The following is a 23,548-nucleotide window of genomic DNA, read 5'->3' on the forward strand; positions in this document are numbered from 1 at the left end:
TGGGCGTCGCGGGCGGGATCATCGCGCCGGCGGCGCCCCGCATCCGGTCGACCCGGATGCGGGGGCTCAGGCCGACTCGCGCCGGATGAGCTCGGACGACAGGATCGTGGCGTGCGGGGGGTTCTGGCCCGCGAGCAGCGCCAGCAGCACGTCGACCATCTGCTCACCCTGCAGCTGCGAGGGCTGGCGGACGGTTGTGAGCGCAGGTGTCACCGCGGTAGCGACCGGCGAGTCGTCGAAGCCGACGATGGCGATGTCGTCCGGCACGCTCAAACCCGTGCGCTCGAGCGCCGCCAGCGCGCCCCGCGCCATGAGGTCGCTCGCGATGAACAGGGCGTCGATCTCGGCGCCGGAGGCGAGGATGCGCTGCATCGCCGCGTAGCCCCCCGCCGAGCTGAAGCCCCCGTCCTCGATCGGACCGACCTGCAGCCCGGCATCCTGGAGCACCTCGCGGTACCCGGTGAGACGGTCGATGCCCGCGGGCATGTCGACGGGCCCCGAGATCGTGCCGATGCGGGTACGGCCCGCGTCGACGAGATGCCGTGTCGCCGTGCGCCCTCCGTCGACGTTGTCGATGTCGACGAAGTACGCACCGTCGCGGCCGTGGGCGGGCCGGCCGCCGTAGACGACGGGGACGGCCGCCGCGATCCGGTCGACGAACGTGTCGGTCGTGTGGTGCGAGACGACGATCGCGCCGTCGACGGCGCCGCTGCGCAGATACGCCGCCGTCTTATCCCGCGGGTCGTTGCTCGCGATGATGAGATTCAGCACGTAGTCGGACCTGCTGAGCCGGGCGTTGATCCCCGACACGATCGACGCGAAGAACGGGTCGCCGAAGAACCGGTTGGTGTCTTCGGGCACGATCAGCGCGATCGCCATCGTCGCCCGGCTCGCGAGCGAGCGCGCGGCCCGGTTGGGCACGTAGTTCAGTTCGCTGATGGCGAGTTCGACGGCGGCCACCGCAGCGGGACTCACTGCGGTGGCGCCGTTGACGACTCGGGAGACCGTAGACCGGGAGACCCCGGCCATCGCCGCGACGTCCTCGATGGTGGCGGTGGCACGACGAGGGTCGCTGGACACGGTTCTCTACCTCTGCAGGATGGCGCCCTCGGGCGCGTTATCGATCGCACGGGCGGCGATGACCCGACGATACTCCAGAGCGCTGTCCTTCAACGTACGCACCTGGGTGTCGTAGTCGACGTGGACGATGCCGAAGCGCTTCTCGTAGCCCCAGGCCCACTCGAAGTTGTCCAGCAGCGACCAGTAGAAGTAGCCGCGCACATCGACGCCCGCGTCAGCCGCATCCAGCACGGCCGACAGGTGCGCCCGCAGGAACGCGGTGCGCTCGACATCCTTCACACGGGCGGCGCCGTCCTCGACGACGAGCTCGTCATCGTAGGCCGCACCGTTCTCGGTGACGTACAGCACGGTGCCCGCGGGGGCGGCGTACTCGTCCGAGACGCGGCGGAGGAGCCTGGTCAGACCCTCCGGCTGCACCTCCCAGTGCATGGAGGTGCGCGGCAGGCCCCGGTCGTGCCAGTAGATGCCCTCCGCCGCCGGGAACGGCGAGCGTGCGGGGCGATCGGTGGGCGCATCGCCGGGCAGCGGCGGGTTCGGGTCGGGCTCGGCGCCCACGAACTCGCCGTGGTAGTAGTTCACGCCCAGGCTGTCGATGGGCTGCGCGATGAGCTCGAGGTCGCCCGGACGGATGGCGGCCTGCCAGGTCTCGACCGCCGCGGGATCGACCACGCGGATGTCGTCGATCACGTCCTGCGGGTACGAACCGCGGAAGATCGGGTCGAGGAACCAGCGGTTGAACTGGCCGTCGATGCGGCGCGCCGCATCCCGGTCGCCCTCGTTCCGCGGGTCCACGGGGTCGGGAACGGTGAGGTTCAGCGTGATCCCGAGGTTCTTGCCCGCGTCGCGTCCGCGCAGCTCCTGCACCACCTGGCCGTGCCCGAGCAGGAGGTGGTGCGAGGCCAGCATGCCCTCGGCGATGGAGTAGTGACCGGGGGCGTGGATCCCGGCCGTGTAGCTGAGGAACGACGAGCACCACGGCTCGTTCAGCGTGGTCCAGATGTCGACCCGATCGCCCAGCGCGTCGTACACGTCCAGCGCGTACTCCGTGAACAGGTCGCTGGACTCCCGCCCCGCCCAGCCGCCGCGCTCCTGCAGCGCCTGCGGCATGTCCCAGTGGTAGAGCGTGAGCCAGGGCAGGATATCCGCCTCGCGCAGCTCGTCGACCAGACGCTTGTAGAAGTCGAGGCCCTTCTGGTTGAGGGGACCGGCGTCCGGGCGCACCCGTGACCACGACACCGAGAACCGGTACGTGTCGAGGCCCAGCCCCTTCATGAGCGCGACGTCGTCGCCGTAGCGGTGATAGTGGTCGCACGCGACATCACCGTTGTCGCCGTTGATGACGGCACCGGGCTCACGGCAGAACGCATCCCAGATGGATGCGGTCCGCCCGTCCTCGAAGGCAGCGCCCTCGATCTGGAAGGCTGCGGTGGCCGCTCCGAACAGGAAGTTCCGCGGGAACGCGCGCAGAGCGTCGCTCATTGTCGATGTACCTTTCTCGCGCCGGGCCTCAGCCCTTGACGGCGCCTTGCATGATTCCGCTCACCAGCTGCTTGCCGGCGAAGACGAAGAGGATCAGAAGCGGGATCGTCGACAGCAGCACGCCCGCGAGGACGATGGAGTAGTCGACGAAGTAGTTGGACTGCAGCAACGACAGCGCGACGGGGAGGGTCGGATTCTGCCGGTCGAGCACGATGAACGGCCAGAAGAAGTTGTTCCATGCTGTCACGAACGTGAACAGCGCCAGCATCGCGGCCGCGGGACGCGCGGCGGGCACGCCCACCGTGAGGAAGGTGCGGAACGAGCTCGCCCCGTCGACACGGGCCGCCTCGATCAGCTCGTCCGGAACAGCCTGACGGATGTACTGCGTCATCCAGAACACCCCGAAGGCGCTCACCAGGGCCGGGATGATGATCGCGCCGATCTGACCCGTCCATCCGATCTCGCTGAACAGGAGGTACAGCGGCACGACGCCGAGCTGGGTCGGCACGGCCATCGTCGCGATCACGAACACCAGCAGCCAGCTCGAGCCGCGGAACTTCAGCTTCGCGAAGGCCCATCCGGCCAGCGTCGAGAAGAACACGACGGATGCGGCGATGAGCGCCGAGCTGAAGATCGAGTTCCACAGCGCCGGCCAGAAGTTGACGGCCGGGTCGTTGATGACCTTGGCGGCGTTCGCGATGAAGTTGCCGCCGGGGATCCACGACATGTTGGGGTCGCGGATCGTGTACGAGTCACCGGAGCCGATGAGCAGCGACCAGTAGAAGGGGAACGCGGCGCTGAGCAGCACGACGCCCAGGGCGGCGTACACGAACCAGCCCGGACGCGATCCGCGCACCGGCCGCCGCCGGCGCACCGGCTTGCGGCCGGGCTCCAACAGCGTTTCCTCCGCCGCGACGGGCGGGGTCTGCAAAGTGGTCATCGGAGGACCTCCGTCTTCTGGGACGCGGTGGTGCGGGAGGCTTCGACCGCCTCCTTGGCGGCGCGTCGGGCGGCGCGCATCTGGGCCCGGCTCATGTCGGACTTCTTGCCCTCGTCACGCACGAGCCCGCGGGTGACGAAGAGGTTGATCGCACCGATGGCGAGGATGATGAGGAAGAGGATCCACGCCAGCGCCGCAGCGCGGCCGAAGTTCCACTGGCCCCATCCGAGGTCGTAGAGCCACAGGGTGATGGTGAGCCACTGGTTGTCGGCGCCGCCGGTTCCGGTCTGGTCGTACATGCGCGGCTCGTCGAAGATCTGCAGGCCGCCGATCGTCGAGGTGATGATGACGAAGATCAGGGTGGGCTTCAGGCTCGGCAGCGTGATGGAGAAGAACTGGCGGATCTTGCCCGCACCGTCGACCGTCGCCGCTTCGTAGAAGTCGCGCGGGATGGCCTGCATGGCCGCGAGCAGGATGAGGGTGTTGTACCCGGTCCAGCGGAAGTTGACCATCGTCGCGATGGCGATGTGGCTGGCGAACGCATCCGAGTGCCACTTGATGGCGGGGATGCCGAGGTCGGTCAGGATCGAGTTCACGAGACCGTACTGGTCGCCGAACATGTTGGAGAAGATGAGCGCCACGGCGACCGGCGCCATGACGTAGGGCAGCAGCACGCCCATGCGCCAGAACGTCTTGGCGCGGATGTTCTGGTCCAGCAGCACCGCGATGAACACCGCGAGGATCAGCTGCGGGACCGTGGAGAGCAGGAAGATCGAGAACGAGTTGCGCAGCGCCGTCCAGAACTTCGGGTCGTTGATGACCGTCGCGTACTGGTCGAAGCCGACGAAGGTGCCCGTGCCGCGCACGAGATCCCAGTCCTGGAAAGAGATGTACGCCGTGTAGGCGATCGGGAAGAGCCCGACGATCAGGAACAGGATGAAGAAGGGGGAGATGTACAGATAGGGGGACAGCTTGAGGTCCCAGGAGCTGAGGCTCTTGTCACCGAAGCCGATGCGCTTGGGGGATCTGGCCGTCGTGGACGAGGCGCTCACGTCGTTCCTTCGTTTCGTTGAGCGTGAGACGGGCCCGCAGGGTCGGCCCTGCAGGCCCGTCTCACTGCGGGATTACTTGATGGCCTCGACCTCAGAGACCCACTGGTCCCACGAAGCCTTCGCGTCCTGCGTGCCGTCCTCGACGCGCGTGAGCGCCTTCTGCATCGCGTCGTTGACCTGGAAGTAGAACTCGCCCTTGAAGGGGGAGACCGTGACGGCCGTGGCCCGCTCGGAGAAGATCTGGCCGACCGGCGCGTTGTTGAAGTACTCGTTGGTCGAGTCCAGCAGCGTGGCGTCGGTGAGCGCGTCGTTCTGGCTCGGGAAGGTGCCGGCGTTCTCGAAAGCCTTGACCTGGGTCTTGGCGTCGGTCAGCCAGTCGGCCAGCTTCTGCGCGGCAGCGACGTTCTTGCCGTTGGCGGGGATCGTCAGGTACGAGCCGCCCCAGTTGCCGCCGCCGTTGGGGAACACCGGCGCGACGTCCCATCCGGTGACGTCCTTGGCGTTGCCGGAGATGACACCGAGCATCCAGCCGGGGCAGAGCATCGTGGCGAAATCGCCGTTACTGAGACCGGCGAACCAGTCGTCAGACCACTGGCTGAAGTGCGCCGACTGCGTCGCGCTGGCCGCGGTGACCTGGTCGTAGATGTCCTTGACCTCGGCGTTGGTGGTGGCGGTGATCTTGCCGTCCGAGGGGTTCTCGTAGGCTGCCTCGACCTGGTTGATCATGCCCTGGTAGGTGCCGCCGGCGGAGTCGAAGAAGGCCTTGCCGGTGGCCGAGACGTACTGGTCGCCGACCTTGAAGTAGTTGGCCCAGTCGCCGTCGAAGAGCTTGCCGACCTCGGCGCGGTCGGTGGGAAGACCGGCGGACTGGAACAGGTCGGAGCGGTAGCAGATGGCCTCGGGACCGATGTCGGTGCCGTAGCCGATGAGGTTGCCGTCGGCGTCGGTCGCGGCCTTGACCTTCCAGTCCAGCCAGCGGCCGGTCAGGTCGGTGGGAACCGGGGCGAGCATGTCGGAGTACTGCATGACCTCGGGCAGCCAGTCGACCTCGATCGCCTCGATGTCGGCGAGGCCCGTCTTGCCGAGCTTCTGGAAGTAGTTGGCGCGAGCGTCGTTGGAGGTCGCGGCCTTGTTGTGGACGATCTTCACGTTCGGGTTCTCGTCCATGTACTCCTGCAGGAGCGCATCGGTGTAACCGAAGTCGTTGAAGGTGGCGATGGTCAGCGTGACCGGCGCGTTCGGGTCGGACTGCTCACCGCCGCCGGTTGAACAACCGGCGAGGACGATGGCTGCGGTTGCGATGCCGGCGGCGAGGCCGAGCGGTCGCAGGGCGCGTGATTTCACGGGACACTCCTTTGTGGATGCGGTTCGGTGCCAGAAAGCTCTCCGCTGTCCCCAGGACTGGGAGCGCTCTCATCGGACGCGACTCACAGTATGGGAGCGCTCCCGAGAGGTCAAGAGAGCGCTCTCACCGTTCGAGTAACGGTTGGATAACGCACCGGCACCGCGGGCGTCCTGCCCGCCTCTAGACTGGGAGCAGACCATCTCCCGCGCACCCTCGGAGCCGTTATGCCCACGATCGTCGTCGATGTCATGCCCAAGGCCGAACTGCTCGACCCGCAGGGCAAGGCGGTCCAGAACGCCCTGCACCGCCTCGGCGTCGAGGACTTCGGCTCCGTCCGGATCGGGAAGCGATTCGAGCTGACCGTCGAGGGTGCCGTCGACGAGGCACTGCTCGAGAAGGTGCGCGAGATCGCCGACGACGTGCTCTCCAACGCCGTCATCGAGGACGTCGTCGGCATCGAGGTCGTCGAATGAGCGTACGCATCGGGGTCATCACCTTCCCCGGTTCGCTCGACGACCGCGACGCGCAGCGCGCCATCCGCGTCGCCGGGGCGGAGCCCGTCGCCCTCTGGCACGGCGATCACGACTTGCAGGGCGTCGATGCCCTGGTCCTGCCCGGCGGCTTCAGCTACGGCGACTACCTCCGGGCGGGTGCGATCGCGGCCCTGGCGCCGATCATGTCCGATGTGAAGGATGCGGCCGCCGCCGGCATGCCGATCCTCGGCATCTGCAACGGCTTCCAGATGCTCGTCGAGGCGCACCTGCTGCCGGGCGGACTGATCCGCAACGCGCACCAGCAGTTCGTGCGCCGCGACCAGCGGCTGCGCGTCGAGAACGCCGACACCGCCTGGACCAGCGACTTCACGGCCGGCCAGGAGATCGTCATCCCGTTGAAGAACGCCGACGGCGGCTACATCGCCGACGCCGAGACGCTCGCGCGCGTCGAGGGCGAGGGCCTCGTGGCGTTCCGCTACGTCGGGGTCAACCCCAACGGCTCGCTCGACGACATCGCCGGACTCACCAACGAACGCCGCAACGTCGTGGGGCTCATGCCGCATCCCGAGCACGCGGTCGAGCCGGGCTTCGGACCCGACACCTCCGCCGCGATGCGCTCCGGCGTCGACGGCCTCGGCTTCTTCAGCTCGGCCATTGCGGCCGTGGTCTCCGCCGCCGCCTGACCCGGGAGCGCACAGCCTCCCTTTTCCCCGCTCGCCTGTCACAGATCGAGCCCCGCGGGTCGATCTGAGACAGGCGAACGGGGGGGGTGGCGCGCCGCCGAACGGGGCGAGCACCGGTCGCGACCCATCGGGCATGACACGTGTCATGCCCGAGTCGTGACAGAAGCCTCCGGCGCGGAAGGTCGCCGCGCGGTTGGCTGAAGGCATGAGCGAACCGCGCGTGCAGATCCCCGACACCCCCCTCGCCCCGGATGCGGCCGCCGTCGAGCTACGCGGCATCGTGCGCCGCTTCGGCCGCGCCGGCCAGCGCTTCACCGCCGTCGACGGCATCGATCTGCGCATCGAGCGCGGCGAGATCGTGGCGCTGCTCGGGCCGAACGGCGCAGGCAAGACCACGACGATCGACGTGCTGTTGGGTCTCGCGGAGCCGGATGAGGGCAGCGCGCTCGTCTTCGGCGCCCACCCGCACCGCGCCGTGGCTGCCGGTCGACTCGCCGCCGTGCTGCAGACCGGCGGCCTGCTGTCGGATCTCACCGTGCGCGAGACGGTCACGGTCATCGCGGACCTGTACGGCGCGGGTTCCCGCGTCGCCGAGGTGATGGAACGCGCCGATCTCACCGAGATCGCCCGCCGCCGCGTCGGCAAGTGCTCCGGCGGCGAGAAGCAGCGCGTGAAGTTCGCGCTCGCGCTGTTGCCCGACCCCGACGTGCTGGTGCTCGACGAGCCCACCGCCGGCATGGACGTCACGGCCCGCCGCAGGTTCTGGCAGGCGATGCGCGCCGACGCGGATGCGGGGCGCACGATCATCTTCGCCACGCACTACCTCGAAGAGGCCGAGCAGTTCGCCCGGCGCACCGTCGTGATGAGCCGCGGTCGCATCGTCGCCGATGCCGCCACCGCCCACCTGCGCGCCTCCCTCGGAGGCCGCCTCGTCTCGGCGACGCTCGCCGACGAGACGCTCGCCACCGCCTTCGCCGCCGAACTGGTGGGCGACGAGTCCGCCGCCGAGGTGTCGGTGGACGCATCGCGGCTCACGGTGCGCACCGCCGCATCCGACGCTCTGGCCGCGCGCCTGCTCGCCGCGGGCGCCAGCGACCTGGAGATCACCGCACCGACCCTGGAATCCGCCTTCACCCGACTCACCGAGGAGCCCTCATGAGCATGCTCGTCTCGCCCGCGATGTACCGCATCGAGGGCCTGCGTCAGCTGCGGAACCCGTACACGCTGGCCTTCACCCTGGCCATGCCGTTCGCGATGTACCTGCTCTTCGGGGCCAGCATGGACTACGCCTCGCAGAGCGTCGGCCACGCGAATGCGTCGTTCTACGTCATGGTCTCGATGGGCGCCTACGGCACCGCGACGGCGATGAGCTCGCTGTGCTCGCTCGCCGCATCCGAGGTCGGACAGGGATGGGGGCGCCAGCTCGCTCTCACGCCGCTCTCGACCGCCGGCTACGCACTGACGAAGGTGCTGTCGGCGATGTCCTTCGCCGCACTGTCCGTGCTCATCGTCTACATCGCCGGGTATGTCACGGGCGCCGCGGCCGACGACGTGTGGCGCTGGTTCGCATCGGCGGCCATCACACTGGTGCTCGGCCTGGTCTACGGGCTGTTCGGCCTGGGTGTCGGACTGGCGTTCAACTCGGACTCGGCCGCCGCGCTCGCGTCGATCTCGATCACGTTCTTCGGCTTCTTCGGCAACGTCTTCGTGCCCCTGAGCGGCGTCATGCTCGACATCGCCAAGTGGACGCCGATGTACGGCTACGCCGCCCTCGTGCGCTGGCCGGCGACGGGCGGTGTGCTCGTGGCCGGAGGGTCGGACGAGCTCTGGGCCGTGATTGCCAACGTGGTCGTCTGGGGCGCCCTGTTCGCCCTGCTGGTGCGCTTCGGCGTCGTGCGCTCGCGGCGTCGTCGTTAGGCTCGAGCGGTGACGACCCCCTCCGCGCCCCGGCGCATGCCACAGGATCCGTGGCAGCGCTGGGGCTGGGTCATGGCCATCGTGTGGATGGTCTTCCTGGTCTTCCCGGTCGTCTCGCTGCTGTCGTCGCCGGCGCCGCTGGGCCTCGTCGTGCTGGGGTGGGCCGCGCTGGCGGGGTTCGCCGTGGCCTACGTCGTCGGGTTCGTCGCGGGGATGCGGTCGGGGTGGGGCACGCCGAGCCGGCTCGTGAAGACGCTCTTCTGGGTGCAGATCGCGTGCGCCGCAGCCACCGTGCCCGCGATCGGCGACGGCGCCCTGAGCTTCGTGCCGTTCGTGATGTCGTACGCCAGCTACGGCCTGAGGCGCATGTGGCACTGGGTGACGATGACCGCGGGCATCGGGCTCGTCGTCATCGTGATCGTCGTCACGGGCTCGATCGAGGACAACATCCAGATCCTGTCGGTGGTCGTCATGATCTCCGTCATCAACACCGTGACGAGCTGGCTCATCGGACGCTCCGTCGACACGGATCGGATCCGGCTGGAGCTCGCCGCCAGCGACGAACGAACCGCGATCGCTCGCGACGTGCACGACCTGCTCGGGCACACGCTGACGGCGGTGAAGCTCAAGGCCGAACTGGCCGAGCGGCTCGTCGAGCGCGACCCCGATCGAGCGAAGGCCGAGCTGGCCGACATCGTGCGACTCACCGGAGAGGCCATCACCGGTGTGCGCAGCACCGTGACCGGCATCCGCGGCCAGGCGTTCGCGGAGCAACTGGTGGCGAGCCGTGCGGCGCTCGAGTCGGCGGGGATGGCCGTCGAGGTCAGCGGCGACGCCGCATCCCTCTCTCCCGCCCAGTCGCTGCCCGCGGGGTGGATCGTGCGGGAGGCGACGACCAACATCCTGCGCCATTCGCACGCCCGCACGGTGCGCATCTCGGTGGCGCCGGGCGTCGTCACGGTCGACGACGACGGGCAGGGGGTGCACCAGGGCCCGGGCAACGGCATCCGGGGCATGCAGGAGCGGGCGGCGTCAGCCGGCGCCGTGCTCGCGGTCGCTCCGGCTCCCAGCGGCGGAACGAGAGTGAGCATGACATGGTGAACGCACCGATCCGGCTGATGCTCGTCGACGACCAGGCGCTCGTCCGCGGCGCGATGGGCGCCCTGCTCGAGCTGGAGGGCGACCTCGTCGTGGTCGCCGAAGCCGCCGATGGGGCGCAGGCCGCATCCCTCGCCCGTGACACGACACCCGACGTCTGCCTCATGGACATCCAGATGCCCGGAGTGGACGGGATCACCGCGACGCGTCAGGTGCGCGAGGCGAGTCCGGCGACCCGCGTGCTCGTCGTCACGACGTTCGCCCGGCCGGGCTACCTCCGCCAGGCTCTGGATGCGGGCGCCAGCGGCTTCATCGTGAAGGATGCGCCGGCGGATCGCCTGGCGGATGCGGTCCGGCGCGTGCACGCGGGGCTCCGGGTGGTCGATCCCGAGCTCGCCGAGGCGTCGCTCTTCGAGGGTCAGAGCCCGCTGACCGAGCGCGAGCAGCAGGCGCTGCGCCTGTCGGCCGACGGGCGGGCGGTGGCGCAGATCGCCGCCGAGATGTTCCTCTCGGCAGGCACCGTGCGCAATCACCTCTCGTCGGCGATCAGCAAGACGGGCACCGAGAATCGCTCGCAGGCGGCGCAGGTCGCCCGCGAGAAGGGCTGGATCTAGCGGTACCGGTCCGCAGCGCCCGTTCGAGAGACGCGAAACGTCGCCCCCGGGACTCCGACACGGCAATACGGGCCTCCAACACGAGCTCGCGGGGCCTTGGTCCCGCATCCGGCCGCGTGGGGATGGGAGGATGGCCCCATGGCCGGCGCCCGTATGATCCCGGCGGACGACGGCGACGCCTCCCCCCTCGATGAGACGCGTCTCGAACCCGTGCGGTTCGTCGCGCTCACCGATGCGGTGCTGCGGCTGGGAATCCTGATGCTGGGCGCGGGCGCCTCTTCCGCGCGCGTGCGCACGACTATGGAGCGCGTCGGCCGCGCCTGGGGCATCGAGACCATGAACGCCCGCGTCGGCATGCTCGACATCGTGCTCACTGTCAGCCGCGGCCAGCTCGTACGCACCCGCGTGGCAGAGGTCGCGCGCCCCGTCGTGAACGCAGAACGCATCGCGGCCCTGCAACGCCTCTCGCACGAGGTCGAGGCCGAGGCGGGCGGGAGCGTCGACGACTTCGCCGCACGTCTGGATGCGATCGCCGCGCGTCCGGCCCGCTACGGGATGCTGCTGCGGGTCATCGCCGCCGGCGCGGCGTGCGCCGCGTTCGCCCTGCTCAACAACGGCGGATGGGCGGCGGCTGTGGCGGTAGGCGTCGGCGCCGCCGCCGGTCAGGCGGTCCGGATGCTGCTGGGCCGCGCACGGTTGAACGAGTTCCTCACCGTGTTCGTCGCCGCGGCGGCGGCGTTGCTGATCTACCTCGGCGCCGCCCAGTTCTTCGAGGTGCTGGGCCAGCCGTTCGCCCACGACGCCGCCCTCACGAGCGCCGTGCTCTTCCTCGTGCCCGGCTTCCCTCTGGTCACGGGCGCGATGGACCTCGCCCGCCTCGACCTGAACGCGGGGATCGCCCGTGTGGTCTACGCGTGCCTCATCCTGCTCACCGCCGGCTCCGCCGTCTGGGCGGTGGCCGCGCTGTTCGCCACGTCGCCGGACGTGGTCGCGACGCCCCTGCTGGACGAGCCCGTGCTCGCCGTGATGCGCCTCGTGGCGGGATTCGTCGGCGTTCTCGGCTTCGCGCTGCTGTTCGCCACTCCCTGGCGCATCGCGATCGCCTCGGCCGCGGTGGGCGCGATCGCGAACACCGCGCGTCTGACGGCGGTGGATGCGGGACTCATGCCCGCCGTCGCGGCCATGGCCGCGGGGCTGCTCGTGGGCCTCGGCGCCTTCGTCTGCTACCGCCGGCTCGACGCGCCGCGGGTGGCGCTGACGGTTCCGGCGGTCGTGATCATGGTCCCCGGCGCGGCCGCGTATCGCGCGATCGTCGCCACGATCGACGGCGACACGCTCGCGGCGGTGCAGAACAGCGTGCAGGCGTTGTTCGTGGTGGCGGCGCTCGCGATCGGGCTCACGGTCGCGAGAGTCGTGTCGGAGAAGGAGTGGGGCGACCGCTCCCGCTGAACCGGCTGTCAGCCGCATCCCGTGCGCAGGAGAAATCCCCTCAACAGGACGATTCGCGCGGAATCGTCCTGAATGACGGAGATCTCCTGCAGAGCGGACGCGGGTGCGAAGCGGAGGCGGGTGCGGATGCGGGGCGCGCGGATGCGGCGACGCAACGCCCCGACTGCTCATCGACGGGGTGGCTACGCTCGCAGCATGACGCCCTCCCGCCTCATCGTGTCCGTGCCCGATCCCTCCTTCGCCGCCGAGCTGGCGGACCTCGGTGAGCAGGTGGAGGTGATGGTCTGGCCGATGGATGCGGCCGCCCCGGCGGACCGAATCGATCTGGTCGTACCGCCGTACATGAGCGCGCGCGACGTCGTCGCGCGACTCGAGGGGGTCGAGACCCGCCTCGTGCAGAGCCAGTCGATCGGCTACGAGGGCACGGAAGAGCTGCTGCCCCCGGGGATCGTGTTCGCGAACGCGGCAACCGTGCATGAGACGTCGACGGCAGAGCTGGCCGTCGCTCTGACCCTCGCCGTGCAGCGCGAACTCGACGTCTTCGCCCGTCAGCGCGACTGGACACGCGCCTTCGCGCAGAGCCTCGCCGACCGCCGCACCACCGTGCTCGGCTTCGGCGGCGTCGGCAAGGCGATCGCCGCGCGCCTACGCCCCTTCGAGGTGCACCTGCGCGCCGTCGCGACGCATGCCCGCACCGAGGACGGCGTCGAGGTGGCGGCGCTCGAGGATCTCCACGCGGTGCTCGCCGACACCGAGGTGCTGATCCTCGCGCTCCCCGCATCCGAGCGCACCCGCGGCATCATCGGCGACGCGGAGCTGGCCGCCCTGCCGGACGGCGCGCTCGTCGTCAACGTCGGGCGCGGCACCCTCATCGACACGGACGCATTGGTCGATCATGTGCGCCGGGGCCGCATCCGCGCCGGGCTCGACGTCACCGATCCCGAGCCCCTCCCGGCGGATCACCCGCTCTGGGAGCTGCCGGGCGTGCTCATCTCGCCGCACGTCGGAGGCGCATCGACGGCGATGCAGCCGCGGATGGTGGCCCTCGTGCGGCGCCAGATCGCCCACCTGCTCGCGGGCGAGGAGCCCGAGAACGTCGTGATCCGCACCTGAGGACTCAGAACCCGGGCGGTAGCTCCCCCTCGTCGACGAGGACGACGTCGCCGTGGCGCGTGAAACGCACGACACCCCCGTCGGGGAAGCGCGTGCGCAGCTCCTCGGGATAGCCCATACCGCCGGCCCCCGCACCCGAGGTGCGCGTGACGTAGAAATCGACGGTGGGCTCGAGACCCGCGCCCGCACACGTGCCGGAGCCCGACCCGCCTTCGTCCTGCGTCATGGCCCTGACGATGATGCACGCGTCGGTCGCGTAGACCTCCAGACCGCTGTAGGAGCCGTACGAACGCAGGTCGCCCTGCTCGAACCCGGGGATCTCCCACTCGGTCATGGCCGGGCTCTCCCCCGACTGCTCGGTGAGCCGCGCCGCGTGGTGCTGGTCGTCGCGCACGCCCCACGGCAGTGTCCACGCCGTGACTCCGGCAGCGATGCCCGCGGTCACGAGGATGCTGAGGACCCAGGCCAGGCGCAGACGGCGATCGAGCGTCCGCGGCACGGGATACGGGCTCAGCGAGACCGGGGCGATGAGCGGGACCGGCTCAGACTCCTCGGCGGAAGGCGGGTCCTCCGCGGTGACCGAAGCCGGCGCCGCGACCGGTTCTGCCTCCGGCCCCGGCTCCGGCTCTGTCTCCGGCTCCGGGGCGCGCGCGGCGCTCGATCCCCGCGGCGAGAGCTCCGCCTCGAGCGCGGCGAGCCGCGCGAACCCCGCCTCGTCGAGATCGGCATCCGGGCCGGCCGGGAAGGTCGCCCTCGTCGACGAGCACGGTGTCGCCCCGAAGGGCGAAGCGCAGCACGCCGCCGTCCGGGTACCGCTCGAGCACCGCATCCGGCACCGCCGCGTCCCCACCGGAACTCGTCCCGCCGAAGTAGATGTCCATGATCGGCGGGAGGCCTTCGCCTGCACAGGTGCCCCAGACCGGCGTGCGCGTCTCGCCCGCGGATGCCTCGATACAGGAGTTCAGCGAGTAGATGTGCAGACCAAGGTAGTCGCCGTAGTAGCGAACACCCTCCCGCTCCGACATCCCTCCCCGCGTACGTTCCCCGCTCACGACGTCGCCCTGGAGATGCATGCTCGCCAACTGTCCCGCGCCGTCCGAGGGACGCATCCACGTCGTAACCAGCGCCGTCACGACGACCGCCACCACGATGCTCGCGAGCCAGACCCACCGCATCCTTCCACTCGGCAGCCACGAGGCGATCCGCGTGGCGGGGTTCGATCGCACGGGCACCGCCGGTTCCTCCGCGGAGTCCTCCGGCGCAGCCTCGGGCAGCGGCTCGAACACGACCTCGGGCTCGGGTGCGGGCGCACGGTCGTCCTCACGCAGTCCGGCACGCAGCCCACGCCGCGTCGGGCCCGCGACATCGGAGGCGGCGCGCTCGGATTCCCCCGGCGGTCCGAAGAGCGCGGCGAGCGCGTCCGCGGCATCCGTCCTCTGCGCGGGGACGGGCACGGCGGAGGCCCTGCCCTCCTGCAACTCGGCGAGCCGGGCGAGGCCCTCCGCGTCGATGTCCGCGGCGGGACCGTACGCACGCGCCTGCAGACGCGCCAGCTCGTCGTCGGTGTCGTCCGGCATAGGCCCATTCTGGGCTGCGACGGCGACCGGGCGCATCAGCGGGTGTCGCGGTCTTCGCCAGACCAGAGATCGGCGCAGTCGATCATCCGAGCCCCGTGGGCACGGAGATAGTCGCGGGCGCCGCGATCGCCGACGACGGATGCGGCCAGCGCCGGCCAGTGCTCCCGGCCGATCACCACGGGATGCCCCGGTCGGTCGCCGTACACCGCCTGCGCGAGCGCTGCGGCATCCGCATCGCTCGCCACGCGGTGCACCGCGGCGGCGGGGAGATCGGGCGTGTCCACGGTGACGATCGCGAGAGCGACCGCATCCGAGGCGGTCGCGGCCGCGAGCCCCGCGCGCAGCGACGCGCTCATCCCCTCTGACGGATCGGCGACGAGGACCGGCTCCGCATTGGCGGGCACGAGCGGCAGCACGTCATCGAGAGCCGCGCTCACGGCGACGTAGATCGGCAGACAGCCCGCATCCCGGAGCGCCCCGACGGCGAGCGCCAACCACGAACGTCCGTCGGAGGTACGGGCGAGCGCCTTGGGAGAGCCGAACCGGCGCCCCGCACCCGCGGCGAGCACGAGGCCGGCGACGCGTGGCTGGGGCATGATCAGGTCAGCGTATCGCGCACGAAACACGCGCTGGTTAGCGTGGGAGGATGCTCGAACTCGCCGCCGACCTGTTGCCGCTGCTGCGCGCGGGGCAGACCGTGGCGACCATCACCGTCACGGGTGTCGCCCGCTCCGCTCCCCGTGGTGTCGGCTCGGCGATGGCCGTGACGCGCGACGCCCGGGTGATCGGCTCGATCTCGGGCGGATGCGTGGAGGGCGACGCGGTCGCACTCGCCCTCGCATCCCTCGCCCGCGGCACCGGCGATGCGGCGCGGTTCGGCTTCACCGACGATCAGGCCTTCGCCGCGGGCCTCGCCTGCGGCGGCACGATCGACGCCGTCATCAGCGTCGTCTCGCCCACGGATGCGGTCGCCCTCGATGCGCTCGAGCGGGCGGCGTCCGATCGCCCCGCCGCGATCGGCATCGTCGCCTCCGGTCCCGGCGCCGGCACGCTCGTGCCGCACGACACGGTGCCCGAGAGCGCCCTGCACGACGACCTGCTCGTGGTCGCCGCGCCCCGCCGCCCACGCCTCGTGATCCTCGGCGCGGGCGAGCACGCCGCAGCCCTCAGCCGGGTGGCCGCCGCATCCGGCTTCGCCGTGTCGGTGTGCGACGTGTGGGACACCCTCGTCACTGCGGAGCGGTTCCCCGAGGCCGACGAGAGGGTGTGCGCGCTGCCGCACGAGTACCTGCAGCAGCTGCACGAGCGGGGCGAGCTCGACGAGCGCACCGCGGTCTGCGTGCTCACCCACGACCTGCGGCTCGACATCCCGGCGCTGCAGACCGCCCTCGCCCTGCCCGTCGGCTTCGTGGGCGCCATGGGGGCGCGGCGCACGGTGGCCCGGCGGGCGGACCTGCTGCGCGAGGCGGGCGTCGCCGAGGCCGATCTCGCCCGCCTGCACTCGCCGCTCGGGCTGGATCTGGCCGGCGTCACGCCGCCGGAGACGGCGATCGCCGTGCTGGCCGAGATCGTCGCCGCGCGTCGCGGCGGGTCGGGCCTGCCGCTGCGCGCAGGGACCGGCGCCCTGCACCCCCGCACATCCGCATCCACCTCCACCTCGCCATCGCGAGAGAGCATCCTTTCGTCGGGCGAGCATTCGATCGGGTGCTCGCTCGACGAATGAGAGCGCGCTCGGCGAAGGAGGCGCGCACGCGGTGCTAGCCTGACCGCGCGTCCTAACAACCATGGCGGCAGCCAGGGCGGGGACTGCGACGAACCGTTCGTCTCAGCACCCGAGGAGCAACCATGTCTCAGCCCGTCGACAAGTCCCAGGCCGGTCTCACCGCCCGGCAGTACCACATCGGCATCGCGCCGGGAGAGGTGTCGTCCGTGGCTCTCCTGCCGGGCGACCCGTTCCGGGTACCGCTGGTCGCGGAGTTCCTGACTGACGTGCGCGAGGTCGCGCACAACCGCGAGCACCGCACGATGACCGGCTGGTACAAGGGGCGCCACATCACGGCCACCTCCACCGGAATGGGCTGCCCGTCGACCGCCATCGCCGTGGAGGAACTCGCCCGCGTCGGCGTGACCTCATTCATCCGCGTCGGAAGCTCCGCCGGACTCCAACCGGGCATCGAACCCGGCGATCTGCTCGTCAGCGAGGGAAGCTTCCGCAACGACGGCACGACGGATGCGTACCTGCCCAAAGGCTTTCCTGCCGTACCCGACCTCGCGCTCACGCTCGCTCTGCAGCGGCACTCCGAGCGGCTGGCCGCCGCCTCCGGCACGCGCTCGCACAGCGGCATCAGTGTGAGCGACGACGCGTTCTACGCCGAGACGCCGGAATGGATCGGCCAGCTGAACCGGATGGGCATCCTCAACGTCGAAATGGAGGCGTCGGCGCTTTATATCGTCGCGCGGATGCGGGGGCTGCGCGCCGGCATGGTGTGCGCCTGCTCGAGCAACCTCGTCGACGGCGCGTCGCTGTACGACGAGAAGAACACCGCGCTCAAGGACGGCTGGATGCGCTCGATCGAGGCCGCTCTGGAGACCGCGGTCGAACTGGAGCTGTAGCCCCCGTCCACGCGAAAGAGCACCCGTTCGCCGAGTGAGCACCCCATCGGATGCGCGCTCGGCGAACGGATGCTCGCTCGGCGGGATGACGCCGGTCAGGGCTTGAGCAGCACCTTGCCGATGCGGCCGGGCTCGAAGTTGGCGCGGGCCGCATCCGAGATCTCGTCGAAGCTGAAGGTGTGCGAGGCCGGGAGCGTGAGAACGCCCTCGCCGATGCGGGTCACGAGCTCGCGCAGCAGCTCACCGCGGCGCGCGGGCGCCATCGACGAGCTGACCTTGCTGCCCCAGAAGCCCTTGACCGTGGCCTGCTTGAAGATCACGTCGCCCGAGGCGATCTCCATAATGGGCGAGGCCATCGCACCGAAGGCGACCAGCGTGCCGTTCTCGGCGAGCAGCGAGAGTACCTCGCCGGATGCGGCACCGCCGACCGAGTCGACGCCGGCGACGATCGGGGCGCCGCCGGTGATCTCGGCGACGCGCTCGCGCCAGTTCTCACCCTCGGTCGAGACGACGTTGCCGATGCCGAGGCCCTCGAGCTCCGCCACGCCCGCGTCGCGGCGGACGAGACCGAGCACGTTCAGGCCACGGGCGACCGCGAGCTGCGCGACGAGGCGTCCGACGGCGCCGTTGGCCGCGTTCTGCACGAGCCAGTCGCCGCGCTCGAGCTCGAGGAACTCGATGAGGCTCAGGGCGCTGAAGGGCATGGAGACCAGCTGCGACGCCGTGACGTCGTCCATCGCGTCGGGTACGGGGATCATCGCAGCCGCGTGGCCGATGAAGTACTCGGCCCAGACGCCGAACGTGCCGCCGGTGGCGACGCGCTGCCCGACGCTCAGGTTCTCGACGCCCTCACCGACCGCATCCACGACGCCGACGGCCTCGGTGCCGGCGCGGGCCGGGAGCTCGGGCTTGAAGCCGTACGTGCCGCGCACGGTCCACAGGTCGTGGTTGTGGATGGGCGAGAGCAGCGTCCGCACGCGGACCTGTCCGGCGCCGGGCTCGGGGAGCGGGGCATCCTCGACGTGAAGGACCTCGGCGGGATCACCGAAGGCGGAATGCACGATGGCGCGCATGTTGTTCCTCTTTCTCGTGGGGTGAGGGAAGACGGGAGCGTCGGGTGGATGCCCCCGAGGTCGTTGCCGTCAGGCGACCAGCAGGCCGATCGTCGTCGCGATGACGGCGAGCAGCGGCAGGGTCCCCTGCGTGATCGCGGCGCGGGCTTTGGTGCGGTCGGAGAGCAGCAGCACGAGGGCCGCCGCCAGCATCGAACCGGTGCCGGTCAGCACGAGCGCCGCGCCCACCGCGGTCGCACCCGCGGCGACGCCGACGATGCCGACGAAGGCCGTGATCGCGAGGAACAGGTTGTAGAAGCCCTGGTTGTACGCCATCGGCTTCGTCATCTGCACCTGCTCATCGCTGCCCAGGCCGAAGGTCTGGCGGGTGCGCGGACGATCCCACGCGAACGATTCCATCCAGAAGATGTAGACGTGCAGCACGGCGGCGAGGCCGGCGAACACGAGTCCGACGATGAGCATGGAATCCTCCTGTTATTGCAACGGTCGTTTCAATATATACTGCAATGGACGTTCCAGTAAAGGCGGTGGTCGAAATGGGTCGCACTCGCACCTTCGACGAGGACGCGGTCGTGCGCGCGGCACGCGACGTGTTCTGGCAGCACGGCTACGCCGAGGCATCCGTTCCGGACCTCGAGGCGGCCACCGGGCTCGGCCGGTCGAGCCTGTACCACTCGTTCGGCAGCAAGCGCGAGCTGTTCGACGCGGCGATCGAGAGCTACCTCGACGAGGTGATCCGACCACGACTCGCCCCTCTCCTGGGACCCGACGTGAGCACCGATGCGCTCGAGACCTACCTCACCGGTCTTGCCGCCGCTCTGCAAGCCCCGCGCACACATCTCGCCGAGCACGGCTGCCTCCTGATGAACACCGTGCGCGGCACCCTCGCAGACGACGAGCACGTCAAGCGGGCGGTCGATCAGTACCGCACCGAGCTCACGACCGCCTTCGCCGCGGGCGTCGCCGCCCGCCGCCCCGACCTGGATGCGGAGGGCCGCGCCGTGCTCACCCGCTCCTGCACCGCCCACGTACTCTCGGCCATGGCCATCGTGCGCGCCCAGCCCGCGGCGGCAGCCGATCTGGTGGACAATGCCCGCACCCTGGCTACCGGGTGGGCACCGCACTGATCCGGCACCCCGCCGTCCACGCCGTCCCGGCGCCCGAACTCCTGCAGAACCGCCGCTTCGGGGCCCGCAAAGGGGCCAGCACCCCGTTCTGCAGGAGTTACGTCGCCATGAAGGGTCGGATGCGGCACGCACCCGAGCGCGGATCCCGCCGCATGCGCACGCCCGAACTCCTGCAGAACCGGCCGGTCGGTGCGTAGGCCGGGGCCAGCACCCCGTTTTGCAGGAGTTACGTCGCCAGGCGGGCGTAGCCTGCTCGCCGAGGGACCGCGGGCTCACGCACGCGAAACACCCACGAAACGCCGCCCTGGTTCACTGGGGGCTGTTCATGTGACCAACATCCCGAGGCAGCCGTGGACATCACGACCATCACGAGTTTCCGACCGGCGAGAAGCCGGTCCGACCTGCGCCTGAACGAGGGCGAGGTCTTCCTGGCGGGCGGCACCTGGCTCATGAGCGAGCCCCTGCCGGGCACCACGGGCTTCGTCGACCTCACCACCCTCGACTGGCCCGAGATCGAGCTCACCGACGACGGTCTGCGAGTCGGCGCGACCTGCACGATCGCCCGTTTCCTCGCCTGGGCCGAGGGACGCGCCGCCGACCTGCCACCGGTACCTTCCGAGTGGACCGCCGCGCACCTTGTCACGGATGCGGCGCACGCCCTCCTCGCCTCGTTCAAGATCTGGAACACCGCCACCGTCGGCGGCAACGTGTGCCGCTCGTTCGCCGCGGGCGCCATGATCTCCCTCGCCGCGGCACTCGACGCGACGGCCGTCATCTGGACGCCCGACGGCGGCGAGCGCCGCATGCCCGTGGCCGAGGTGCCCACGGGCAACGGCACCAACGTGCTGGCCCGCGGTGAGGTCCTGCGCGCGCTCGAGTTCCCCGCATCCGCTCTGCGCTCCACCGTGCGCCTGCGCAAGATCGCCCTCGCCGAGCTGGGCCGCTCCGGTGCGGTCGTCACCGGCCGCGTCGACGAGGACGGCACGAGCGTGTTCACCCTGACCGCCGCCACCGCGGCTCCCACCGTGCTGCGGTTCTCCGAGCTGCCGGATGCGGCGACCCTTGCCGCATCCGTCGGATCGGTGACCGGCTACTACACCGATCCCCTCGGGGCTGCGGACTGGCGGCGCGGGGTGAGCATCGAGTTCGCGGAGCGGATCCGCGCCGAGCTGGAGGAGGCCGCATGAGGTTCGAGGTCAACGGCACCGACATCGAGGCGGAACCTGCTCCCGGCCAGTGCCTGCGAACGCTCCTGCGCGAGCACGGACACACCGAGGTCAAGAAGGGATGCGACGCCGGCGACTGCGGCGCGTGCTCCGTGCTGCTGGACGGCGAGCCCGTGCACTCCTGCATCATCCCGGCCGTGCGGATGGAGGGCCGCTCGGTCACGACCGCCGCGGGTCTCGCTCCGGGCGACGACCTGCACCCGGTGCAGGAGGCGATCGCCGAGAACTTCGGGTTCCAGTGCGGCTTCTGCACGCCCGGCATGAGCGTGACCGCATCCACGGTCTGCGAGCACGATCTCGACGATCTCGACCGCAAGATGAAGGGCAACCTGTGCCGCTGCACGGGGTACCGCCCCATTCGCGAGGCCATCCGTTCGTCGGTCCTGGGCCCCGTGCGCGAGACCGGGCCCGCGCCCACCGGCGCCATCGGCACCTCGCTCGTACCGCCCGCCGCCCGCCGGATCGTGCAGGGGCTGGAGCCCTACACGTTCGACGAGCCCGTCGTCGGCACGCTCGTGCTGCGTGTGCTGTCGTCGCCGCACGCGCACGCCCGCATCCTCGCGATCGACACGGAGGCGGCACGCCGCATCCCCGGCGTCGTGGCGATCTACACGCACGCCGACGTGCCCGACCTGCTCTACTCGACCGCGCGCCACGAGCACCGCACCGACGACCCCGACGACACCCGCATGCTCGACGACGTCGTGCGCCACGTCGGCCAGCGGGTCGCCGCGGTGGTCGCCGAGACCGCGGCGGCGGCGGATGCGGCCTGCCGCGCGATCCGGGTGGACTACGAGACGCTGCCCGCCGTGTTCGACCCCGACGAGGCCCGCCGCCCCGGCGCGCCGCTGCTGCATCCCGACCGCACGCCGCAGGACCGCGTCGATCACGCCGATCGCAACACACTGCTCTCGCTGGACGAGAGCCACGGCGGCAACGTGGACGCGGCGCTCGCGGCGAGCGAGGTGACGGTCACCGGTACGTGGCAGACGAGCCGCGTCACCCACGCCCAGCTCGAGACCCACGGCACCGTGGGATGGATCGACGACGACGGCCGGCTCGTACTGCGCTCGAGCACCCAGGTCCCCTTCCTCGTACGCGACGAGATCGCCCGCATCTTCGACCGCGACCCGGCGACGGTGCGCGTGTTCGCCGCCCGCGTCGGCGGCGGGTTCGGCGGCAAGCAGGAGATCTTCACCGAAGACCTCGTGGCGCTCGCCGTGCTCGACACAGGCCGACCCGTCGCCTACGAGTTCTCGCGCACCGACGAGTTCCAGCGCGCCGCCGTGCGCCACCCCATGCGCTCCACCGTGACGCTCGGCGCCACCCGCGACGGCATCCTCACCGCCATGAAGCTCGACCTGCTGAGCGACACCGGCGCGTACGGAAACCACTCGCGCGGCGTGCTCTTCCACGCGTGCGCCGACGCGCTCACGGTGTACCGCTCGCCGGTGCGCGGCATCCACGCGGAGGTCGTCTACACGAACAACGTGCCCTCGGGCGCGTTCCGCGGCTACGGCCTGGGCCAGGTGATCCTCGGCGTCGAGTCGGCCATGGACGAGCTCGCCCTGAAGCTCGGCATCGACCCGTTCGAGCTACGGCGGCGCAACGTGATCCAGGAAGGCGACGCCCTGCACGAGGCCGACCTGCGCTGGGGGTCGTACGGCCTCGACCAGTGCCTCGATCTCGCGCAGACCGCGCTGCAGCGCGGCAACGGGGTCGAAGCGCCGGAAGGCTGGGCGGTCGGCGAGGGCATGGCGGTCGCGATGATCGCCACGATGGCTCCCTTCGGCCACGTCTCACACACCACCGCGACCCTGCGCGCCGACGGCACCTACGCGCTGCGCGCGGGCACGAGCGAGTTCGGCAACGGCACGACTGTCGTGCTGCGCCAGATCGCCGCATCCGTCTTCGGGGTGCCGATCGACCGCCTCGACCTGCGCACCGCCGACACCGACCTGGTGTCGCACGACACCGGCGCGTTCGCCTCGGCCGGCATCACCGTGGCGGGCAAGGCGCTGTACGCCGCCTGCCTCGCGCTCGAGCAGCGGATGCTGCAGGTCGCCGCCGTGCTCGTACCGGGCGTCGAGCCCGAGCTCACTCCCGGCGGCGTGCGTGTCGGCGAGCGGATGCTGAGTTTCGCCGAGATCCTCGCCGCCGCTCCCGAGACGACCGAGGCCGGGTTGACCGCGACGGGCGCGGAGCTCGGCGAGATCCGCTCGCTCGCCTTCAACGTGCACGCCGTGCGGGTGGCCGTGGACCCCTCCACGGGAACGGTGCGCATCCTGCAGTCGATCCAGTCGGCGGATGCGGGCACGGTCATCAACCCCGCGCAGTGCCGCGGCCAGGTCGAGGGCGGCGTCGCGCAGGGCATCGGCAGCGCGCTGTACGAGGAGGTCCTGATCGATCCGACGGGACGCGTCGCGAACCCGGTCTTCCGCACCTACCGGGTGCCGCAGTTCGCCGACGTCCCCGACACCGAGGTGTACTTCGCCGAGACCCGCGACGACCTCGGTCCGTTCGGCGCCAAGTCGATGAGCGAGTCGCCGTACAACCCCGTCGCACCCGCGATCGGCAACGCGATCGCCCGTGCACTGGGCTCACGCCCGTACCAGCAGCCGTTCACCCGCGAGCGCGTCTGGCGGCTCGCCCAGGGGTGAACCGCGGG

Annotated in this window: 23 protein-coding genes; 13 read left to right on the forward strand and 10 right to left on the reverse strand. The window is 70.6% G+C overall.

Annotation, left to right across the window (positions count from 1 at the left end; translation table 11 throughout):
- Positions 1-66: 66 nt before the first annotated feature.
- The 5 genes from KYX17_RS27820 to KYX17_RS27840 form a co-directional block, all read right to left on the reverse strand.
- Entirely contained in the window at positions 67-1,080 is a 1,014-nt protein-coding gene (locus tag KYX17_RS27820) for a LacI family DNA-binding transcriptional regulator (RefSeq protein ID WP_308220970.1), read from the reverse strand.
- Between the two features lie 6 nt (positions 1,081-1,086).
- Positions 1,087-2,559: a GH1 family beta-glucosidase gene (locus tag KYX17_RS27825; protein WP_243232135.1), complete on the reverse strand. Its 1,473-nt coding sequence runs from the start codon at positions 2,557-2,559 to the stop codon at positions 1,087-1,089.
- A 28-nt stretch (positions 2,560-2,587) separates the two neighbouring features.
- A complete protein-coding gene (locus KYX17_RS27830; protein WP_243232137.1) occupies positions 2,588-3,499 on the reverse strand; it encodes a carbohydrate ABC transporter permease in 912 nt (303 codons plus the stop codon).
- Positions 3,496-4,551, reverse strand: coding sequence for a carbohydrate ABC transporter permease (locus KYX17_RS27835; protein ID WP_243232139.1), 1,056 nt, complete (start codon positions 4,549-4,551; stop codon positions 3,496-3,498). The genes KYX17_RS27830 and KYX17_RS27835 overlap by 4 nt, the downstream gene beginning before the upstream one ends.
- 72 nt (positions 4,552-4,623) lie before the next feature.
- Positions 4,624-5,895 (reverse strand): extracellular solute-binding protein, encoded by a 1,272-nt coding sequence (locus tag KYX17_RS27840; RefSeq protein WP_243232148.1) that lies wholly within the window; start codon positions 5,893-5,895, stop codon positions 4,624-4,626.
- 225 nt (positions 5,896-6,120) lie between these two features.
- Here KYX17_RS27840 and purS point away from each other — a divergent pair, with 225 nt between their 5' ends.
- The 8 genes from purS (at position 6,121) to KYX17_RS27880 (ending at position 13,264) form a co-directional block, all read left to right on the forward strand.
- Positions 6,121-6,369, forward strand: coding sequence for a phosphoribosylformylglycinamidine synthase subunit PurS (gene purS / locus KYX17_RS27845; protein ID WP_243232162.1), 249 nt, complete (start codon positions 6,121-6,123; stop codon positions 6,367-6,369).
- Positions 6,366-7,073, forward strand: a complete 708-nt coding sequence (gene purQ, locus KYX17_RS27850) for a phosphoribosylformylglycinamidine synthase subunit PurQ (RefSeq protein ID WP_243232164.1) — start codon at positions 6,366-6,368, stop codon at positions 7,071-7,073. Before purS ends, purQ begins: the two co-directional genes overlap by 4 nt.
- Positions 7,074-7,278: 205 nt before the next feature.
- Positions 7,279-8,232, forward strand: a complete 954-nt coding sequence (locus KYX17_RS27855; protein ID WP_243232166.1) for an ABC transporter ATP-binding protein — start codon at positions 7,279-7,281, stop codon at positions 8,230-8,232.
- Positions 8,229-8,990 carry an ABC transporter permease gene (locus KYX17_RS27860; protein WP_243232168.1) on the forward strand — a complete coding sequence of 254 codons (762 nt, stop codon included), beginning with the start codon at positions 8,229-8,231 and terminating at the stop codon, positions 8,988-8,990. Before KYX17_RS27855 ends, KYX17_RS27860 begins: the two co-directional genes overlap by 4 nt.
- 9 nt (positions 8,991-8,999) lie before the next feature.
- Entirely contained in the window at positions 9,000-10,091 is a 1,092-nt protein-coding gene (locus tag KYX17_RS27865; protein WP_243232170.1) for a sensor histidine kinase, read from the forward strand.
- The gene (locus KYX17_RS27870) at positions 10,085-10,702 is read left to right on the forward strand and encodes a response regulator transcription factor (RefSeq protein WP_243232173.1); all 618 of its coding nucleotides are present in this window, start codon (positions 10,085-10,087) and stop codon (positions 10,700-10,702) included. The genes KYX17_RS27865 and KYX17_RS27870 overlap by 7 nt, the downstream gene beginning before the upstream one ends.
- A 138-nt stretch (positions 10,703-10,840) precedes the next feature.
- Positions 10,841-12,151: a threonine/serine exporter ThrE family protein gene (locus KYX17_RS27875; RefSeq protein WP_243232175.1), complete on the forward strand. Its 1,311-nt coding sequence runs from the start codon at positions 10,841-10,843 to the stop codon at positions 12,149-12,151.
- A gap of 195 nt (positions 12,152-12,346) precedes the next feature.
- Positions 12,347-13,264 (forward strand): 2-hydroxyacid dehydrogenase, encoded by a 918-nt coding sequence (locus tag KYX17_RS27880; protein ID WP_243232178.1) that lies wholly within the window; start codon positions 12,347-12,349, stop codon positions 13,262-13,264.
- A gap of 4 nt (positions 13,265-13,268) precedes the next feature.
- On the opposite strand, the gene KYX17_RS27885 is transcribed toward KYX17_RS27880, so the two are convergent.
- The 3 genes from KYX17_RS27885 to KYX17_RS27895 are packed head-to-tail and all read right to left on the reverse strand — an operon-like array spanning position 13,269 to position 15,437.
- Positions 13,269-13,763, reverse strand: a complete 495-nt coding sequence (locus KYX17_RS27885; protein ID WP_243232180.1) for a hypothetical protein — start codon at positions 13,761-13,763, stop codon at positions 13,269-13,271.
- A 43-nt stretch (positions 13,764-13,806) separates the two neighbouring features.
- Positions 13,807-14,841 (reverse strand): hypothetical protein, encoded by a 1,035-nt coding sequence (locus KYX17_RS27890; RefSeq protein WP_243232181.1) that lies wholly within the window; start codon positions 14,839-14,841, stop codon positions 13,807-13,809.
- A gap of 35 nt (positions 14,842-14,876) precedes the next feature.
- Positions 14,877-15,437 (reverse strand): NTP transferase domain-containing protein, encoded by a 561-nt coding sequence (locus tag KYX17_RS27895; RefSeq protein WP_243232184.1) that lies wholly within the window; start codon positions 15,435-15,437, stop codon positions 14,877-14,879.
- A 50-nt stretch (positions 15,438-15,487) separates the two neighbouring features.
- Between KYX17_RS27895 and KYX17_RS27900 the strand changes: the two genes are divergently transcribed.
- Together KYX17_RS27900 and KYX17_RS27905 are read left to right on the forward strand one after the other, a co-directional pair.
- Positions 15,488-16,564, forward strand: a complete 1,077-nt coding sequence (locus KYX17_RS27900) for an XdhC family protein (protein ID WP_243232187.1) — start codon at positions 15,488-15,490, stop codon at positions 16,562-16,564.
- Positions 16,565-16,686: 122 nt separating this feature from the next.
- On the forward strand, positions 16,687-17,454 hold the full coding sequence (locus KYX17_RS27905; RefSeq protein ID WP_243232189.1) for a nucleoside phosphorylase: 768 nt from the start codon (positions 16,687-16,689) through the stop codon (positions 17,452-17,454).
- 95 nt (positions 17,455-17,549) lie between these two features.
- Here the strand turns inward: KYX17_RS27905 and KYX17_RS27910 are convergent, their stop codons facing one another.
- Together KYX17_RS27910 and KYX17_RS27915 are read right to left on the reverse strand one after the other, a co-directional pair.
- Positions 17,550-18,527 carry a zinc-binding dehydrogenase gene (locus KYX17_RS27910; protein ID WP_243232191.1) on the reverse strand — a complete coding sequence of 326 codons (978 nt, stop codon included), beginning with the start codon at positions 18,525-18,527 and terminating at the stop codon, positions 17,550-17,552.
- Between the two features lie 69 nt (positions 18,528-18,596).
- Positions 18,597-18,989 carry a DUF1304 domain-containing protein gene (locus KYX17_RS27915; RefSeq protein WP_243232193.1) on the reverse strand — a complete coding sequence of 131 codons (393 nt, stop codon included), beginning with the start codon at positions 18,987-18,989 and terminating at the stop codon, positions 18,597-18,599.
- Positions 18,990-19,063: 74 nt separating this feature from the next.
- Here KYX17_RS27915 and KYX17_RS27920 point away from each other — a divergent pair, with 74 nt between their 5' ends.
- The 3 genes from KYX17_RS27920 (at position 19,064) to KYX17_RS27930 (ending at position 23,540) form a co-directional block, all read left to right on the forward strand.
- The gene (locus tag KYX17_RS27920) at positions 19,064-19,654 is read left to right on the forward strand and encodes a TetR/AcrR family transcriptional regulator (RefSeq protein WP_243232195.1); all 591 of its coding nucleotides are present in this window, start codon (positions 19,064-19,066) and stop codon (positions 19,652-19,654) included.
- 350 nt (positions 19,655-20,004) lie between these two features.
- Positions 20,005-20,841 carry an FAD binding domain-containing protein gene (locus KYX17_RS27925; protein WP_243232197.1) on the forward strand — a complete coding sequence of 279 codons (837 nt, stop codon included), beginning with the start codon at positions 20,005-20,007 and terminating at the stop codon, positions 20,839-20,841.
- On the forward strand, positions 20,838-23,540 hold the full coding sequence (locus tag KYX17_RS27930; protein ID WP_243232200.1) for a molybdopterin cofactor-binding domain-containing protein: 2,703 nt from the start codon (positions 20,838-20,840) through the stop codon (positions 23,538-23,540). The genes KYX17_RS27925 and KYX17_RS27930 overlap by 4 nt, the downstream gene beginning before the upstream one ends.
- Positions 23,541-23,548: the final 8 nt, after the last annotated feature.

This window comes from Microbacterium sp. CIAB417, assembly GCF_022788845.1.